Genomic DNA, 15,481 nt, shown 5'->3' with positions numbered 1-15,481 from the left:
ATAGTTCAAGATACAGCAATACAGGATCAGAGGGGAGGAAGAGGAGTGGCTCGTACGAAATATGAACGGATAACGACCAAACAGACTTTAAACAGAGTGAAGGAAGAGAGGATGCCCTTCGATTGGTCCATCAATCCGTACCGCGGATGCGGGCATGGCTGCAGCTTTTGTTATGCCCGCGCTTTCCAATCCTTTATCGGCATGGAGGCGGAAGATGAGTTTCAGCACCATATCTTTATGAAGTCGAATGCAGCCGAAGCGCTTGAGAAGCAGTTATCGAGTGCGGCAAGGAAGTTTGATCATGATATTGAAGCGATGCGGAGATCTATTGGACAGGTTACGATCGGTACGGCAACCGATCCGTACCAGCCGATCGAGAGCAAGGAGGGCATTACGCGGGAGTGTTTGAAGCTGCTGGCTAAATACCGCATCTCCACAAGCGTAACAACGCGTTCTCCGCTCGTGCTTAGAGATATGGACATATTGACCCGAATGGAGAATGTGTCCGTCAACATAAGTCTCAACACGCTGAATGGGGACATCATCCGGAAGCTGGAGCCGGCATCGCCTCATCCGGAGGGCAGGCTCGATACGATCCACCGATTATCGGCTGCAGGCATAAGAACAGGCTTGTTTGTGGCGCCTGTGCTGCCCTTTCTGACGGATAAGGAGTCAGAGCTGAAGGACCTCTTGGCGCAGGCGAAGGTAAGGGGCGTTTCTTTTGCCATGATCTCGTTATTGAGACTCTCGCGCGACGTGAAGAAATGGTATATCGAAACACTTAAACACCAGTTTCCTGAAGTGGTTCAACCGTACCGCGAATTATATGGACAGGGCGCATATGCCGAAGAGCATTACGTGCGTTCCTTCAAGTCGATGGCAGCCAGGCTGCTGAACGAATATAATCTGAACGGACTGACCACGGGAGCATCTGCTGCTGCCGTGAGCAAGTCCGGGACGATCGCAAGCGGGACTTCTCAACAGAACGGGACGCAGGTTGAAGGCGCTTGCGATCATCTTCTTTCAGCGCGGGACTTGGTTGCTCCTGCACAGCCAAGGAAGCTGCCGCAACCGGCAGCGCCGGTCTCGGGGGAGGAGCTTATGCCGGATATTGAACAGCTATCCTTTCCTTTTTGAGGCTCCCTTTCCTTGGGGCTTCAGATGTCGGATGACGTTCTCTATCGGTTGCGGAGGCAAGGTCTGAAGCAGGTCGCCCTTCTCTCTTAGCCGTTCTTCAATGTTCAGCAGATGAAAATCCGTGGGAGAAACATCCTGACGGACCTCGTCCCAAGTGAGCGGCGTGGAGACGGTCCCCAGCCGCCGGGCCCGCGGGGTATAAGGAGCGGCGAGCGTCCTTCCGCTGTAGTGCTGAAGATAATCGAAGTAGATTTTATCGCCGCGATTCTTTTTAAGCCGTTCGATGGTGAACAGCTTAGGGAACTTCTCCGTCACATATTGCCCCACGAATTGGCCAACCGTGCGAAGTTCATCGAACGTAATGCCTTCCGGAATCGGAACGATGATCTGAACCCCGGTAGCGCCTGAGGTTTTCGGGACAGAAGACAGGCCCAAGGAGCTCAGCACGTCCCCTACAATGGCCGTCGCTTCCATGATCCTCGGCTCTTCCGGCAGCGTTGGATCCAGATCAATCATCCATTCGCAGGGCAGATTGCTGCCTGCGAGGTGCAGTGAAGGATGAAACTCAAGCGCAGCCAGGTTTCCCAGCCAGAGCAGCTCCGGCAGTCCGTTCAACAGCACGTAGTTAATATTTTCGTGCACATAGGTCTGCACAAAAGGCGGCAGCGGCTCCGGCGCATTTTTCTGATAGAAGGATTCGCCTTCGGCCCCGTGTGGGTACCGGATGGTCGTGAGCAGCCTGCCCCGGCAATACCGGAGCAGGAACGGGGAGATGGCCGCAAGCTTTTGCAGATACATCGCTTTAGTAATGCCGACTTCCGGCCATAGCGGTTTGTCGGGATTCGTAATTTGAATCTCCTGTCCCTCGATCATCAGGGTCCCTTTGACGGTACGAGCCATATGGTTTACACCCCCTCAATCGATACGAGTTTGGGATGGCGCATCATGCCATCCTGACTCCACTCGAGAAATGTGACCTGAACGGAAAGCGGCTGGCTTAGCCAGGCCAGCTGTTCTTTCTTCAAGTCGGTATGGAGCGTACCCCATCTCGCATCAGCACGATGGCTTTCGGCATATTGCAGCAGCTTCTTTTTCGTCTGCTCATTTAGCCCTAGGGAAGCCCGGCCAATGTAGTTGCTGTCATCATCAGCAATGACGAGGCTGGCCACTCGGCCTTCCCTGATGATCATGGCGACGGCGGTGGCTGTCATGTTCACGGCAATCTTTTTCTTGTACCAATCCCGATGTTTCTTGCCTTCACGATAAGGAGAGGAGAGTCGCTTCATCACAATGCCCTCCCATCCCCGTTCTTCGGCCCAATTCCATAAATGCTCGCCCTCCAGAAACAGATCCGCGGTCAGCAAGCCCGGAGTGTCGGAAACGATCTCCTTCAGGCGGTGGTGACGTTCAAGATAGGGCAGCTTACGCATGTCTTGGTCGCCGTCCACCAGAATGTCGAAGAGAACATAAGTAAACAGAGGAGCGTTCGTGCTGACCGCACGTGAACGCTCCCGCTGAAGAACCTTCTGAAATACGGGGCGACCAAGCTCCGGATGAAAATAGACAACCTCGCCATCCAAAAGAAGACGCCGATCCTGAAGGCCGGATAATGCCTGAACGACTTCGGGATATAGAGATGTTTTATCGAGCAGCTTGCGGGAGTATAGCGATACACGGTTCTGGTCAAGTCCGGCCAGAATGCGCACGCCGTCCCATTTTAGCTGATATCCCCAATCCTCACCCGTCGTGATCTGATCCGTCGAGATCGGTGCCATCGGCTCTTTGGGCAGCAGATTCTGCAATTGTCCCATACGGTTCAGGATGTCGAGTCGGATTTCTTGGATTTGGTTGTCCGGCGCTTCGGCTTCGGTGTGTCAAGCTCGCCTTCCCCGCCGCTCACCTTGGCAGCCGGTTCTTTGGCAGCCGTCTTCCGGGTCGGTTTACGCGGCTTTGGTTTGGTGCCAGGATCCGTTCCGATTGGCTTTACCGCTTCGATGCTTGCCTGGAGGGCAGCCATCAGATCGACAACGTTGGTCTCCTGACGTGCAGGGGCAATCTTGATCTCTTCGCCGGACACTTTGCTGTTGATCAGATCCAACAGACGTTCGCGATAATCATCCGTATATTTCTCAGGGTCAAAGGGAGTCGATAGCTGGTCAATCAGCAGTTTGGCCATATCGAGCTCCTTGGAGTTGACCTCGGTTCTTTCAGGCAAATTCGGGACCTGGGAGATCGGCCGGATTTCATCCGGGTAGAAAATCGTCTCGATCGACAAGCATTCATCGAGCACCCGGATCGCGGCCAGACTGCTCTTCGAGCGAATGGCGATTTTGGCGATGCCGATTTTGCCGGACTGCTTCATCGCTTCCAGCAGGAGCCGATATGCGTTTGCACCTGCTTGATCCGGCGAGAGATAGTACGTCTTTTGAAAATAAATCGGGTCAATTTCGGTCAGATCCACAAAGTCCAGAATGGTAATGTTTTTGCTGTTCTGTTCCGCGAGCTGCTCCAGCTCCTCTTTTTCGAACAGCACGAATTTCCCCTTCTCATATTCGTACCCCTTCGTAATTTCCTCCCAGGCCACTTCCTCTTCACATACCGGACATTTGCGGATGTATGAGAGCGGGCTGCCGCACTCCTTGTGAATGTAGCGCATCGAAATATCCTTATCTTCCGTAGCCGAGAACATCTTGACGGGCACGTGCACCAGACCAAAGCTGATCGCGCCCTTCCATACCGTATGCATTCTATGAAACCTCCTATCAAATTCTAATATGTTGGGTATGACCGTGTAGTAAACGCTATAAACGACGATATAAATTTTTGAACTACCTCTATCAGTGTGCCCAAAAAAAGACTCTAGTATGAGTTATAGCTCGGGATTGCATAATTAGAACCTGTTTGTGGCATATTGACGATGAACTCTGCCTGTATAAGGAGGTAATTTTCGTCATGAATGAGCCTAGAGAAATCGAAACGTCGGAAGAGATACAGAAGGACAGAGCCTCGGATCATTCCGCTGCAGAATCGGTGAACGGGGAGATGGTGGATTGGAACAGCCTAACCTCGAAGGAGAGCGAGATCTCTCGGGAATCTACGATGTTCGATATTGACCGGATGATCAACGAAGGCCTTGGCGGAGGCAATGTCACCCTAGATAACGGGCTGATCGGCCCTTCCACAACCGATACGATGGACGTCGTGGACGAATCGCCAAGAAATATGGAGAAGGAGGACTAAACGTATGGAGATACAGAGAGCCGTGGAGATTTTTAACTCTAAGGATACTTTCAAGGTCAACCTGGGAGGGGAGTCCGTGTGGATCGAGCATGTGGATCAGCAGAACGGGATGGCCACCGTTCAGGTTGGCTCCCGCCCGACTAATACGTTGACTGTGAACGTAGACCGGCTGAAAGAAGGCGAATAGCTTACTGTTGGGGCTCTTTAGCTCCGTCTAATCCATTAATAAACACGAAAAACACACCTTGTACGGGTCCCATGTCGTCGGAAACCGGATAAGGTGTGTTTGTGTTGACTACGTCGTTAACGACCTTCTGAAAAACAATCGGATATCATCAGCCAGCAAAACCAGGAGCTTCCAATGCGGCGAAATGGCCGCCTCGGTCGAATTCTGACCAATGCAGTATGTTGTACTGGCGCTGAGCCATGCTCCGAATGGAAAGGTCCTAGGGGAAGACCGCCACGCCCGTGGGCACCGAGGAATATGGTGCTGGCGCTCCAATTACTGGAGCTTTCTTTACAGATTCTTGCAGAGGAGCCTGCTGTAGCCGTGAGCCAATAGATCGAGACATTTGTAAGAAGGAGATCGAGATCAACCGCATCCTCAGGGAGATCTGCCGGCTAAGGCTTGATCTTTGACTGCATCGTGTCAGTGTTTGAAACCTGGGTTGAGTTTCTTTTCTCATCCCAGTCTTAAAAGCGAAACTCATGTTCTTGCAGCGGCTTGGGAGGACCGATATAATGAAGATCAAGTATTTTAAGATATGGGCAAACTAGTAAAGGGTGGATTATCAGTGAACAATGGCCGTACGGAGGGCCGGTTTCGAATGAATTCAAGCAGTCTGGAGGAGACGGAGCAGCTTGCTGCATGGCTGGCCGCTAGGGCGGAGCCAGGGACTGTCATCGGCCTGGACGGAGATCTTGGAGCAGGAAAAACGGCATTTTCCCAACAATTTGCACAGCACCTTGGTGTGAACGGGGTTGTGAATAGCCCGACATTTACGATTATTAAAGAATATGAGGGGCGTCTGCCGCTCTACCATATGGATGTGTACCGTTTGTCGATCGATGAAGCGGATGAGCTCGGGCTGGATGAGTATTTTTTTGGCGAAGGGGTTTGTCTCGTGGAGTGGAGCAGCCTGATCACCGAGCTTTTACCGGAGCGTTATCTGCATATCCAGCTTGAAACGACAGGCGAAACTCACCGGATCATCACACTTTCAAGCCAGGGCGAGCCCTATGGCGAGTGGTGCCGGGATTTGAATGAAAAATGGGGTAGCTGGAATGAACAACAATGACACGAAGCCGCAGCAGCGGTTTTTGGCGCTGGATACGTCTACGGCATCGCTGGCGGTATCCGTGATGGAGCAGGACAAGCTGCTGGCGGAAGTTAACACGAATGCGGACCGCAACCACTCGGTGCATCTGCACCCGGTGATGGCACAGGCGCTTGCGGAAGCAGGCCTCGGCATGGACCAGATGGACGGCATTGCCGTAGGAGTAGGGCCGGGTTCTTATACGGGGATCCGGATTGCGGTAACGGCTGCCAAAACATTGGCATGGGCTAATCACATCCCGGTTGTAGGAGTATCCAGCCTGCATGCCTTGGCATGGGGGAGCTTGAAGTCCGGATGGCATCAAGCCGAGCCGAAGAAGGGCGTCCACTGGGTCATTCCGCTGCTGGATGCAAGACGGGGACAAGTGTACACGGCATTATTCGCTGCCGATTCAGAGAGTCAAGAGGATGCGCCGATACGTATGGAAGAAGACGGTATTCGCCTGATGCAATCCTGGGTGGAAGCCATACAGGAACGCATCAGTAAGCTGCCTGAAGAGGAGCGCCCGGTTTGCCTTTGGTTTACTGGGGAAGTGGAGCTTCATGCCGAAACCGCCCGCGGGCTTGAGCCTGGGTTTGGAGACGGGCTGCATATTCATCCGTATTCGCTTGAAGGCCGCTGGATGGGGTACTTGGGAGCAGCCAGGTTGCTCGCCGGGGAAGCGGATGATGTGCATACACTGGTACCCAATTATACACAGCTTTCCGAAGCGGAAGCGAACCTGCTGCGTAAGCGGTGAAGGGAGCGTAGGATTCGTCATGGATCAGCAGAAGAAGCCGGTAGATGGTGAAGACGGTTTGTCCTTTCGGTTGATGACCTTGGAGGATATTCCGGAGGTCCTCGTGGTGGAGCGCGAAGCGTTCACCGTGCCTTGGACCGAGGAAGCTTTTCACAATGAGCTGAAACTGAATCATTTTGCACGTTATATGATTATGGAGTACGAAGGCAAGACGGTTGGATATGCGGGCATGTGGACGATCGTTGATGAAGCACACGTTACGAATATTGCGCTGCTGGAGCAGTACCGGGGACGCAAGTGGGGCGATCGACTGCTTACAGAACTGATGAAGACCGCTGCCTATATGGGAATGGAGAAAATGACGCTGGAAGTTCGGGTATCCAATCACGTTGCCCAGCACTTATATGCCAAAAAAGGGTTTAAACCAGCCGGTGTCCGGAAGGGGTATTATTCCGATAACCAGGAAGACGCACTCATCATGTGGGCAGATCTGCCCCTTTATCGGGAGGACGATGGCGAGGAAGGAAGTCAAAGGCTATCATGAATGAAGAAAGAGTAGACCGACAGCACAGCTGCATATTGGCGATAGAAACGAGCTGCGATGAAACCTCGGTTGCCGTTGTAAAGGATGGCTACGAGGTTTTGTCCAGCGTCATTGCCAGCCAGATTGAAACGCATAAAGCTTTTGGCGGGGTGGTCCCCGAGGTGGCTTCCCGCAAGCATGTGGAGAGCATCACGCTAATTATTGAACAAGCCGTAGCTGAGGCCGGCATTGAAATGAAGGATTTGTCGGCGATCGCCGTAACGCAGGGTCCTGGTCTGGTTGGAGCGCTTCTCGTTGGCGTCATGGCTGCTAAAAGCCTGGCGTTTGCGCTTGGCAAGCCGCTAATCGGCACGCATCATATTGCGGGTCATATTTACGCTAATCGCTTTGTGGGCGATATCGCTTACCCTTGTATGGCGCTGGTTGTTTCCGGCGGCCACACCGAGCTGGTCTACATGAAAGATGAAGGCAGCTTTGAGTTGATCGGCAGGACGCGGGATGATGCGGTTGGCGAAGCGTACGACAAAGTGGCCAGGGCGCTTGGCTTCCCGTATCCCGGGGGCCCGCATGTCGACCGTATGGCATTGGAGGCCGAAGAGGTTGTGGAGCTTCCCCGTGTATGGCTGGAGCCGGATTCCTACGACTTTAGCTTCAGCGGTCTGAAATCGGCTGTATTAAATGTCGTCAATCAGAGCAAAATGCGTGGAGAGGAAGTCCGGACGGAAGCGATAGCCCGGGGTTTCCAGGAATCGGTGGTCGAAGTGCTCGTGGAAAAGGCGGTTCGGGCAGTCAGAGCATATGATGCCAAACAGCTGCTGCTGTGTGGAGGCGTTGCCGCTAATCGCGGGCTCCGTAAAGTTTTGGCTGAACGTTGCAAGCAGGAAGGGATTTTGCTGACGATCCCGCCATTTCAGTATTGTACCGATAACGGAGCGATGATTGCTGCCGCGGCACATTTGAAATGGAAGCAGGGGAGTTTTACGGCGCTCGATATGAAGGCCGACCCGCAAATGTCGCTGGAACTTTGGGCGGAGCCATTAAGCTAAAACGTCTTGACACGTCTTTATATAGGACGTATAATCTTGATCAAATTTCAGAATGTTGAAACGCGAAGAACAGGACCAGTAAGGTGAACCTTGGATGAAGAGAGCTGCGGGACGGTGCAACGCAGACGAGAGGAACCTGAACTCACCTGGGAGCGGAGCGGGGGAACCTTGCGCAATGAAATGCCGATCAGGCATGGATTGGATTGCGGAGTTTGACCTTGCTACGGGATGGCCTCCGTGAGAGCGGCTGCGCACAAATCATTTGTGATTTGGCGATGAAGGGGGCTTTAAGGTCCGGGAACAGCATGTACCCGGGAGCTTAGAGTCAACAAGAGTGGTACCGCGATAGGATAGCCTGTCGTCTCTTGAATAAGAGATGGCAGGCTTTTTTGCATTCTTATTAGGCAGCTAATGCTTTGATCAAGCAGAAGTAGGCATATGACAACGAAACAGTACAAAAGAGGCGAGATACTCGGTGAAGTGCCGGATATCATGAGATTCGGCATAACAGCATATCGTATAAACGCGATGAACGGGAGCAGTAAAAGAGGGCTGTCTACAGAGAGCTGCGGATTTGGTGTAACGCAGCGGCAGCAAGCTTTGAATCTCACCCGGGAGCGGAAGAGGGGAACAGCACGCATCGGTTGATGGAGCAAGACAGACCAATGACGATGAATGCAGCCGTACTCTCTTACGGAGTTTCCTCCGTGATCGGGATGTCCATTCTCTTCATGTCCGGCCGGTATGAGGAGATCATGGACGTGAGTGGACGTGTATATGTCGCGGCAGAACAGCTGCGAACGAGGCGCGTCAATTAGAGTGGTACCACGGAGGGTGTTAGCCCGTCGTCTCTTATAGGAAGAGATGGCGGGCTTTTTTGCTGTCGGCAGCAGCAGGGTGGGATGCGGACGCAGGTCGACGTGCGGACGTAAAGCGAACATATCGAGCAGATGGGATAACAAGCCCGTAGGAAATCGGATCATACCATAACCAAGGAGGAGTATACAAAAATGAATGAATCCATGAGAACCATCCAAATATTCGATACCACATTGCGGGACGGGGAACAGGCACCGGGAGCAAGCCTGCAGCCTGAGCAGAAGATTGTGCTGGCCGGGAAGCTGGCGGAGCTGGGCGTTGACGTCATGGAGCCTGGGTTTCCGGTGTCCAGCCCCGGGGAGTTTGCCGCCGTGCAGGCCATCTCGAGACAGCTGCAGCAGGTGGAGATATGCGGATTCGCGCGTGCTGTGAAAGGGGATATTGATGCTGCCGTCAAGGCCACCCACGACGCGGCCAGAAGGCGAATTCATCTGTTTATTTCGTCTTCCGATATCCATCTTCGCCACCAGTTGCGCATGAGCCGTCCGGATGTGGTCGCAAGGGCACGTGAGATGACAGCATATGCGAAGCAGTTCAGCGACGTGGTGGAATTTACGGCGATGGATGCCTCGCGTACCAGCATTGACGACCTGATTGAGATGGTGGAGGCCGTCATCGAAGAGGGCGCAACGGTTATCAATCTGCCCGATACGGTTGGATATGCGCTTCCGAATGAATATGGTCGGATGTTCCGACGCGTGCGGGAAGGCGCCCGTGGCGGAAAGACGGTCGCCTACAGCGCCCACTGCCACAATGATCTCGGTCTGGCTGTAGCCAACAGCCTGGCCGCGATCGAGAACGGCGTCAACCAGATCGAGGTTACCGTGAATGGGGTGGGCGAACGTACAGGCAACTGCGCACTGGAGGAGCTGGTCATGGCTCTATCTACCCGGGGTGACATGCTGCGGGCGGAGACGGGCATTACGGCCGAGAAGCTGTATGAAGTATCCCGTCTCGTTAGCGGTGCGATGCATTTTCCAATGGCCTTCAATAAGCCTGTGGTCGGACGGAACGCCTTCCAGCATGAATCGGGCATCCACCAGGACGGTCTGCTGAAGGATCGAAGCACCTACGAAATTATGGACCCGGAAAAGCTGGGGATTCCGCGGAGCATGATCGTGCTGGGCAAGCATTCCGGTCGTCATGCGCTGAAGGATCGCCTTGCCAGGTACGGTGTCCAGCTCGATGGAGCCGAGATGGAGTCCCTGTACGATACCTTCAAGGAGACGGCTGACCGTCAGAAGGTGGTCAGCGATGATCAGTTGCTGCAGATGGTGAGCAGCACACTAGGCAAACCGGCCCAAGTATATGAGCTTACCGAGGCGCAGGTCATTTCGGGAACGGGCAGCAGTCGGGTTGCGGCCGTCACGCTGCGACATCTGAGCGAGCAAACGGAAGCCACCTACTCCAGCGTGGCGGACGGTCCGGTGCAAGCCGTTATTTCGGCGATCAGCCAAGGAATTAGCAGCGACATCCGCTTTGGCGATCTGGAACTTCATTCCTTAAGCAGCGGCGAAGATGCGCATGCCGAAGCAGCGGTCACGGTTGAGAAGGCCGGCAAGAACTTCCGCGGCACGGCCGTGCACCAGGATATCGTGATGGCCGCAGGCCTGGCATACGTTGCTGCATGCAACTCGGCGTTGATGTCGGTCTAGGCGAGGAAGCTGAACAGGGAACCTTAGCGTCTCCACTTCGATAATTGTTGGCACAAGCGACCTTCCGAACTGCGCTGAGGAAGGTCGCTTTTTTCAAAATCTAGTTCAATATAACTGGCAAATAACAAGAGGTAAGCCTATATAGAAGCCTATTATATAAGACATATAATTCTGTCAAGTTGTGAACAACGTTATCCACATATTCGCCGGAAAATGTGCATAAGCGAGAAAAATGTCGATAAATCGGTCTTTTGCAAGACGATGAAAAGAGGGGACAGGATTTTCAATTTCTTCGGTGGAAACTGTGGATAATGTGAATAACTTAGTGGATAAAGTTGGATATAGGACCGAAGATGCGCGAATAACAACAAAAAAATGGCCATTTCGGCCATTTCCATGGTAAACTTATGCACCGTTATTGGGGATAAGTTTGTGTATAAATGCAAAACTCCATTTGAAACACTTTTGTGAATTTTTTTAAGTTTCCAGTAATGACTCCCATTCGGCAAAAATTTGCTCAAGCTGACTCTTTTTATCTTCTAACGACTGCTGGCGTTCTTGGAGTGCCATATAATCCTGGTAGATCTCCGGCAGCGTCATCTCGGTCTCAAGCTCGGAGATGTCCGATTCCAAAGCATGGATTTGTTCTTCCAGACTTGTGAGTTTGCGCTGACGGTTTCGTTCCTCCCGCTTTGCTTGCTTCTCGGCTTCAAAAGAAACGGCTCCCTGTTTCTCGACGGTAGCTTCGACTTTCCCTTCCTGCTTCAGCGTGTGACGAGCAAACGGCTCGGAAGGTTCGTCATTCATATCGAGAATTTCCTGCTTTTTCTCCGTATAGTCGTCATAATTACCCAGGAAATGTTGAATGCCGTCCGGATGAAGCTCGATGATGCGTTCGGCCATTTTGTTGAGGAAGTAACGGTCATGGGATATGAACAATAAAGTGCCTTCGTAATCCATTAGTGCCGATTCCAGAACTTCTTTTGCAAATAAGTCGAGATGGTTCGTCGGTTCGTCCAAGATGAGCATGTTGGCTTCCAGGAGCATCAGCTTGGCAAGCGAGACGCGTGCCTTTTCCCCGCCGCTTAAGGAACTGATCTTCTTGAGCACATCTTCGCCGCTGAAGAGGAAGTTGCCCAGAACGGTGCGGATGCGGGCTTCCTCCATATGCGGATAGGTGCCCCATAGCTCTTCCAGAACGGTATTGCTTGGATTCAGCTCGGACTGCTCTTGATCGTAGTAGCCGATCTTCACTTTTGTCCCCCATTGAAGCGATCCGGCCGTTGGCTTCAATGTACCGATCAGGCATTTAAGGAGCGTCGATTTGCCAACGCCGTTGGGACCGATCAATGCTACGGTTTCCCCGCGGCTGAGATCAAAGGAAACCTGCCTAAACAATGGCTTGTCCTGCTCGAACGCAAGTGCCAGATCCCGCACATGAAGCACATCCTTGCCTGACATATACTCGGCTTCAAAAGAAAAGTGTGCTTTCTTCAGATCCCCCAGCGGTTTATCCATCCGTTCCATTTTATCCAGCGCTTTACGACGGCTCTGCGCGCGCTTGGTCGTAGAGGCCCGGACTAGATTTCGCTGAATGAAGGTCTCCATGCGGGAGATCTCATCCTGCTGCTTCTCGTATTGCTTCAGCTGGGATTCGTATTCCGCTGCCTTCAGTTCAATATACCGGCTGTAGTTGCCCGTGTATTTTTTGGAGTGACGGCGTTCGATTTCAACGATGGTCGTCACGAGACGATCCAGGAAATAGCGGTCGTGGGAAACGACAAGCAATGAACCGGAATAGCCGCGCAGATAATCCTCCAGCCAGGTGAGGGTCGCGATATCCAGATGGTTCGTCGGTTCATCCAGCATGAGCAGGTCGGGTGCCTGCAGCAATATTTTTGCAAGGGCCAGCCTTGTCTTCTGCCCGCCGCTTAAAGTGGCAATGGAGGTATCCGGCGAAAAACTGCCAAATCCCATGCCGTGAAGGACGCTTCGGATACGTGTTTCGATCTCATAACCGCCCTGATCCTTGAACCAGTCCGAACGGATCGCATAACGATCCAGAAGCTCCTGGTATTTCTTCGGATCCTCACTCGACTTCGGGTCGGCAATTTGTTCCTCCATCTGACGCAGCTCGCGCTCCATCTCCAGAAGGGGAGTGAAGACATCCAGCATCTCGTTCCATATCGACGAATCCGACTGAAGCCCGCTGTTCTGGGCAAGATAACCGACGGTGGTTTCCTTAGCCTTGAAGATTTGTCCGCCATCATAAGACATCTCGCCTGCCAAAATTTTGAGCAGGGTCGATTTCCCGGCCCCATTGACTCCGACAAGGCCGATTCTTTCGCGTTCAAGTACCTGTAGACTGATCCCGTCCAGCACGGGCGTAACTCCGTATAATTTCGTAATGCCATTGGCTTGCAGCAGCATATTATGTGAAACCTCCATCATTCTATATGTTTGTTCGATTAATTCTTCATTATAAGAAAAACCTCTACCGACGTACACTCTCAGAAGAGAGACCGTTTAGAAGTTGTTTTTCTTTTGATATCAGGATGTTCATGCATTGAAGTTTATGCGTTCTGATATCTTAAAGTAAGTGTACATGAAAATGACCGAACAATCGACTATGATTGGCGACTTCCTGCATTCTTGGCTAAAGGAAAGAACAATGGTAAACTAAACTTAATTATAAGCGTGAGAGGAAAGATCACGTGTTGAACCCTGAGGAAGAATTGAAGCGGGTATCCGCAAAAGATGCCCTGCGCAAAATGATGCTATCACGCAGGGATGAGTTATCCGAGGAAGAGCGGGCGAAGCGATCGCAGCAAGCCTGCGAGTATGCTTCGGAGGTCATGAATCGGCTTCAACTTCAGAGCATGATGATTTATGTCCCCTTTCGCTCCGAACTGGATTCCCGGCCGCTTGTTGAATGGGCGTGGAAGCAGGGGATTCAGGTTATCGTTCCCCGGAGTTTGCCCCAAGACCGTTCGCTGGAATTGTATAAGCTTCACGCATGGAGTGAGCTGATTCCCGGAGCTTACGGTATTCTGGAACCTGATCCGCAGCGATCGCAGAAATGGATGAATCATGGGCCTGATATCATCTGGGTACCTGGGCTTGCGTTTGACAGGAAGGGCGGAAGACTTGGATACGGAGGCGGTTATTATGACCGGCTGTCGGACAGGCTTAGTCTGGAAGCAAAAGACAATTCTTGTCAGATCGGTGAGCCTTTGTGGGTGGGAATCGGTTACGAGGTTCAGGTCTTGGAGCATGTTCCCATGGAAGAGCATGATAGGGTATTGGACGGTTTGGTTACGGAACGGGGACATACTGTGAAGGCCAGACCTGCAGCGGAGGGATAAGAGATGGAATTGAGTCATTTTAATGGCCAAGGCAGAGCACGCATGGTGGATGTCAGTGATAAGGATGTAACGGCCCGGACTGCGGTAGCAAAGACTACGGTTCGTATGCACCCGGATACGCTGATTCGCATCCAGGAGGGGAAGATCGGCAAAGGGGATGTGCTTGCCGTAGCACAGGTTGCGGCTATCATGGCGGCCAAGAACACGTCAAACTGGATTCCGATGTGTCATCCGCTGCCGTTGACCGGCGTGAATGTGGAGTTCAGCGATAATGCTAGAGATGAGTTATATATAGAAACGACTGTGAAGACCACAGGCAAAACCGGCGTTGAAATGGAAGCTTTGACAGCAGCTTCAGCAGCTGCGCTAACGGTCTATGACATGTGCAAAGCCTTGCAAAAGGACATGGTCATCGGCCCGACCTACCTGGTAAGCAAAACCGGTGGGAAGAGCGGGGATTACATACAAGAAACAACATAGCATTGCATAGAGACAGGAGATTCGAACGAGTGGGAAGGAGAGAGGGCAGATGGTGTGGAAAACGGCGATCCTAACGGCGAGCGATAAAGGTTCGCGGGGGGAACGCGAGGATACGAGCGCTCAAGTGATCCGGGAATTGGTGGAGGAAGAGCTGAGCGGAGAAATTATTGAATACCGGATCGTACCGGACGAGCCGGATGAAATTATCGCGGCATTGATCGAACTGACGGATTATTATCAAGTGGATCTCGTACTCACGACAGGCGGAACGGAGCTGGCGGTCCGAGATGTTACCCCGGAGGCAACCAAGCGGGTCATCGAACGCGAAGTGCCCGGCATCGTAGAAGCGATGCGTGCTACCGTCATGCAGAAGAATCGGAGCGCGATGCTGTTTCGGGGTGTATGCGGCGTCCGCGGCCGTACCTTGATTGTCAATCTGCCGGGCTCGCCTAAAGGCGTACACGAGAATCTGGCGGCGGTCATGGATCAGCTTCCGGAGGCACTGCTGATGGTAACGGGCCAGTATCGGGAGCAGCTCTAAAGGGCACTCCATTAGATAATTATGTAAACAATCTGTCACGATTCTATACTGTATATGTGATTTACATTATGGTATGATGGCGGTATATGAGCTTGTTTCAACTGCTGTAGTCGGATTATGGTCTTTAGTTAACACCTGTTGTAGTGCAAGGCGTGACGGATATAGACCATCCTGAGGTCCTTTAAAGGCATTAAGCAGGACAAGGAGGAGAAAAGATATGAGTACAATTGGAGTGCCGGGTATTATTTTGCTCGTCATTTTGGCGCTACTCTTGTTCGGACCGAACAAGCTTCCTGAACTGGGACGTGCGGTCGGAAGAACATTCCGTGAGTTTAAGGATGGTGCGCGCGAGATTATTGCTGACGACGCACCGGCGAAGAAGAAAGAAGAGGCTCCCCAGCAAGCCGTTGCCGCTGAGCCAACCAAGGTTGAGGATAAGCGTCTTCCGGAATAATGTAAGGTTTGAAGTCCCTTCCTTCGGGAGGGATTTTGTTTTGTCAGGGTCACATATAGGGTGG

General features: G+C 52.4%; 16 protein-coding genes and 1 other annotated feature. Of the genes, 12 read left to right on the top strand and 4 right to left on the bottom strand.

Features of this window, described 5'->3' with window-relative positions; translation table 11 throughout:
- Positions 1–45 precede the first annotated feature (45 nt).
- Positions 46–1,137, top strand: a complete 1,092-nt coding sequence (locus ABEW73_RS26230; protein WP_430163289.1) for an SPL family radical SAM protein — start codon at positions 46–48, stop codon at positions 1,135–1,137.
- Here ABEW73_RS26230 and ligD read toward each other — a convergent pair.
- The 3 genes from ligD to ABEW73_RS26215 are packed head-to-tail and all read right to left on the bottom strand — an operon-like array spanning position 1,120 to position 3,883.
- The gene (ligD, locus tag ABEW73_RS26225; RefSeq protein ID WP_076324724.1) at positions 1,120–2,037 is read right to left on the bottom strand and encodes a non-homologous end-joining DNA ligase; all 918 of its coding nucleotides are present in this window, start codon (positions 2,035–2,037) and stop codon (positions 1,120–1,122) included. The genes ABEW73_RS26230 and ligD overlap by 18 nt on opposite strands.
- Positions 2,038–2,042: 5 nt before the next feature.
- Positions 2,043–2,948, bottom strand: coding sequence for a DNA ligase (locus tag ABEW73_RS26220; RefSeq protein ID WP_430163287.1), 906 nt, complete (start codon positions 2,946–2,948; stop codon positions 2,043–2,045).
- 5 nt (positions 2,949–2,953) lie between these two features.
- On the bottom strand, positions 2,954–3,883 hold the full coding sequence (locus tag ABEW73_RS26215) for a Ku protein (protein WP_215157767.1): 930 nt from the start codon (positions 3,881–3,883) through the stop codon (positions 2,954–2,956).
- Between the two features lie 206 nt (positions 3,884–4,089).
- Between ABEW73_RS26215 and ABEW73_RS26210 the strand changes: the two genes are divergently transcribed.
- From ABEW73_RS26210 to ABEW73_RS26180, 7 genes are all read left to right on the top strand, one after another.
- Complete coding sequence (locus tag ABEW73_RS26210; protein WP_430163285.1) at positions 4,090–4,377, top strand: hypothetical protein; 288 nt, start codon at positions 4,090–4,092, stop codon at positions 4,375–4,377.
- A gap of 4 nt (positions 4,378–4,381) precedes the next feature.
- A complete protein-coding gene (locus ABEW73_RS26205; RefSeq protein ID WP_430163283.1) occupies positions 4,382–4,564 on the top strand; it encodes an H-type small acid-soluble spore protein in 183 nt (60 codons plus the stop codon).
- Between the two features lie 640 nt (positions 4,565–5,204).
- Positions 5,205–5,675 carry a tRNA (adenosine(37)-N6)-threonylcarbamoyltransferase complex ATPase subunit type 1 TsaE gene (gene tsaE / locus ABEW73_RS26200; RefSeq protein WP_430163280.1) on the top strand — a complete coding sequence of 157 codons (471 nt, stop codon included), beginning with the start codon at positions 5,205–5,207 and terminating at the stop codon, positions 5,673–5,675.
- Complete coding sequence (tsaB, locus tag ABEW73_RS26195) at positions 5,662–6,453, top strand: tRNA (adenosine(37)-N6)-threonylcarbamoyltransferase complex dimerization subunit type 1 TsaB (RefSeq protein WP_430163277.1); 792 nt, start codon at positions 5,662–5,664, stop codon at positions 6,451–6,453. The genes tsaE and tsaB overlap by 14 nt, the downstream gene beginning before the upstream one ends.
- 19 nt (positions 6,454–6,472) lie before the next feature.
- The gene (gene rimI, locus ABEW73_RS26190) at positions 6,473–6,997 is read left to right on the top strand and encodes a ribosomal protein S18-alanine N-acetyltransferase (RefSeq protein ID WP_430163275.1); all 525 of its coding nucleotides are present in this window, start codon (positions 6,473–6,475) and stop codon (positions 6,995–6,997) included.
- The gene (gene tsaD, locus ABEW73_RS26185) at positions 6,994–8,043 is read left to right on the top strand and encodes a tRNA (adenosine(37)-N6)-threonylcarbamoyltransferase complex transferase subunit TsaD (protein ID WP_430163272.1); all 1,050 of its coding nucleotides are present in this window, start codon (positions 6,994–6,996) and stop codon (positions 8,041–8,043) included. Before rimI ends, tsaD begins: the two co-directional genes overlap by 4 nt.
- A 519-nt stretch (positions 8,044–8,562) precedes the next feature.
- Positions 8,563–8,899 (top strand) — a binding site (T-box leader).
- A gap of 154 nt (positions 8,900–9,053) precedes the next feature.
- Positions 9,054–10,577 (top strand): 2-isopropylmalate synthase, encoded by a 1,524-nt coding sequence (locus ABEW73_RS26180; protein ID WP_430163269.1) that lies wholly within the window; start codon positions 9,054–9,056, stop codon positions 10,575–10,577.
- A gap of 477 nt (positions 10,578–11,054) precedes the next feature.
- On the opposite strand, the gene ABEW73_RS26175 is transcribed toward ABEW73_RS26180, so the two are convergent.
- Entirely contained in the window at positions 11,055–13,007 is a 1,953-nt protein-coding gene (locus ABEW73_RS26175) for an ABC-F family ATP-binding cassette domain-containing protein (protein ID WP_430163267.1), read from the bottom strand.
- 284 nt (positions 13,008–13,291) lie between these two features.
- Here ABEW73_RS26175 and ABEW73_RS26170 point away from each other — a divergent pair, with 284 nt between their 5' ends.
- The 4 genes from ABEW73_RS26170 to ABEW73_RS26155 all read left to right on the top strand — a co-directional run bounded on the left by ABEW73_RS26170 (position 13,292) and on the right by ABEW73_RS26155 (position 15,417).
- Positions 13,292–13,942, top strand: a complete 651-nt coding sequence (locus ABEW73_RS26170; protein ID WP_430163265.1) for a 5-formyltetrahydrofolate cyclo-ligase — start codon at positions 13,292–13,294, stop codon at positions 13,940–13,942.
- Positions 13,943–13,945: 3 nt separating this feature from the next.
- Complete coding sequence (moaC, locus tag ABEW73_RS26165) at positions 13,946–14,422, top strand: cyclic pyranopterin monophosphate synthase MoaC (RefSeq protein ID WP_071222520.1); 477 nt, start codon at positions 13,946–13,948, stop codon at positions 14,420–14,422.
- A gap of 49 nt (positions 14,423–14,471) precedes the next feature.
- Positions 14,472–14,963, top strand: a complete 492-nt coding sequence (locus ABEW73_RS26160; RefSeq protein ID WP_076324712.1) for a MogA/MoaB family molybdenum cofactor biosynthesis protein — start codon at positions 14,472–14,474, stop codon at positions 14,961–14,963.
- A 217-nt stretch (positions 14,964–15,180) separates the two neighbouring features.
- Positions 15,181–15,417 carry a twin-arginine translocase TatA/TatE family subunit gene (locus ABEW73_RS26155; protein WP_076324711.1) on the top strand — a complete coding sequence of 79 codons (237 nt, stop codon included), beginning with the start codon at positions 15,181–15,183 and terminating at the stop codon, positions 15,415–15,417.
- Positions 15,418–15,481 lie beyond the last annotated feature (64 nt).

It is taken from the genome of Paenibacillus lautus (assembly GCF_050482385.1).
GTDB classification, from domain to species: Bacteria; Bacillota; Bacilli; order Paenibacillales; family Paenibacillaceae; genus Paenibacillus_AQ; species Paenibacillus_AQ lautus_B.
The sequence above is the reverse complement of the archived record's forward strand: the minus strand, read 5'-3'. Positions and strand labels throughout refer to the sequence as shown.

Coding starts and splice junctions, on each gene's coding strand:
- ligD (WP_076324724.1), bottom strand. CDS start 2,037: ATGGCTCGTACCGTCAAAGGGACCCTGATGATCGAGGGACAGGAGATT.
- ABEW73_RS26220 (WP_430163287.1), bottom strand. CDS start 2,948: ATGGGACAATTGCAGAATCTGCTGCCCAAAGAGCCGATGGCACCGATC.
- ABEW73_RS26215 (WP_215157767.1), bottom strand. CDS start 3,883: ATGCATACGGTATGGAAGGGCGCGATCAGCTTTGGTCTGGTGCACGTG.
- ABEW73_RS26210 (WP_430163285.1), top strand. CDS start 4,090: ATGAATGAGCCTAGAGAAATCGAAACGTCGGAAGAGATACAGAAGGAC.
- ABEW73_RS26205 (WP_430163283.1), top strand. CDS start 4,382: ATGGAGATACAGAGAGCCGTGGAGATTTTTAACTCTAAGGATACTTTC.
- tsaE (WP_430163280.1), top strand. CDS start 5,205: ATGAATTCAAGCAGTCTGGAGGAGACGGAGCAGCTTGCTGCATGGCTG.
- tsaB (WP_430163277.1), top strand. CDS start 5,662: ATGAACAACAATGACACGAAGCCGCAGCAGCGGTTTTTGGCGCTGGAT.
- rimI (WP_430163275.1), top strand. CDS start 6,473: ATGGATCAGCAGAAGAAGCCGGTAGATGGTGAAGACGGTTTGTCCTTT.
- tsaD (WP_430163272.1), top strand. CDS start 6,994: ATGAATGAAGAAAGAGTAGACCGACAGCACAGCTGCATATTGGCGATA.
- ABEW73_RS26180 (WP_430163269.1), top strand. CDS start 9,054: ATGAATGAATCCATGAGAACCATCCAAATATTCGATACCACATTGCGG.
- ABEW73_RS26175 (WP_430163267.1), bottom strand. CDS start 13,007: ATGCTGCTGCAAGCCAATGGCATTACGAAATTATACGGAGTTACGCCC.
- moaC (WP_071222520.1), top strand. CDS start 13,946: ATGGAATTGAGTCATTTTAATGGCCAAGGCAGAGCACGCATGGTGGAT.
- ABEW73_RS26160 (WP_076324712.1), top strand. CDS start 14,472: ATGGTGTGGAAAACGGCGATCCTAACGGCGAGCGATAAAGGTTCGCGG.
- ABEW73_RS26155 (WP_076324711.1), top strand. CDS start 15,181: ATGAGTACAATTGGAGTGCCGGGTATTATTTTGCTCGTCATTTTGGCG.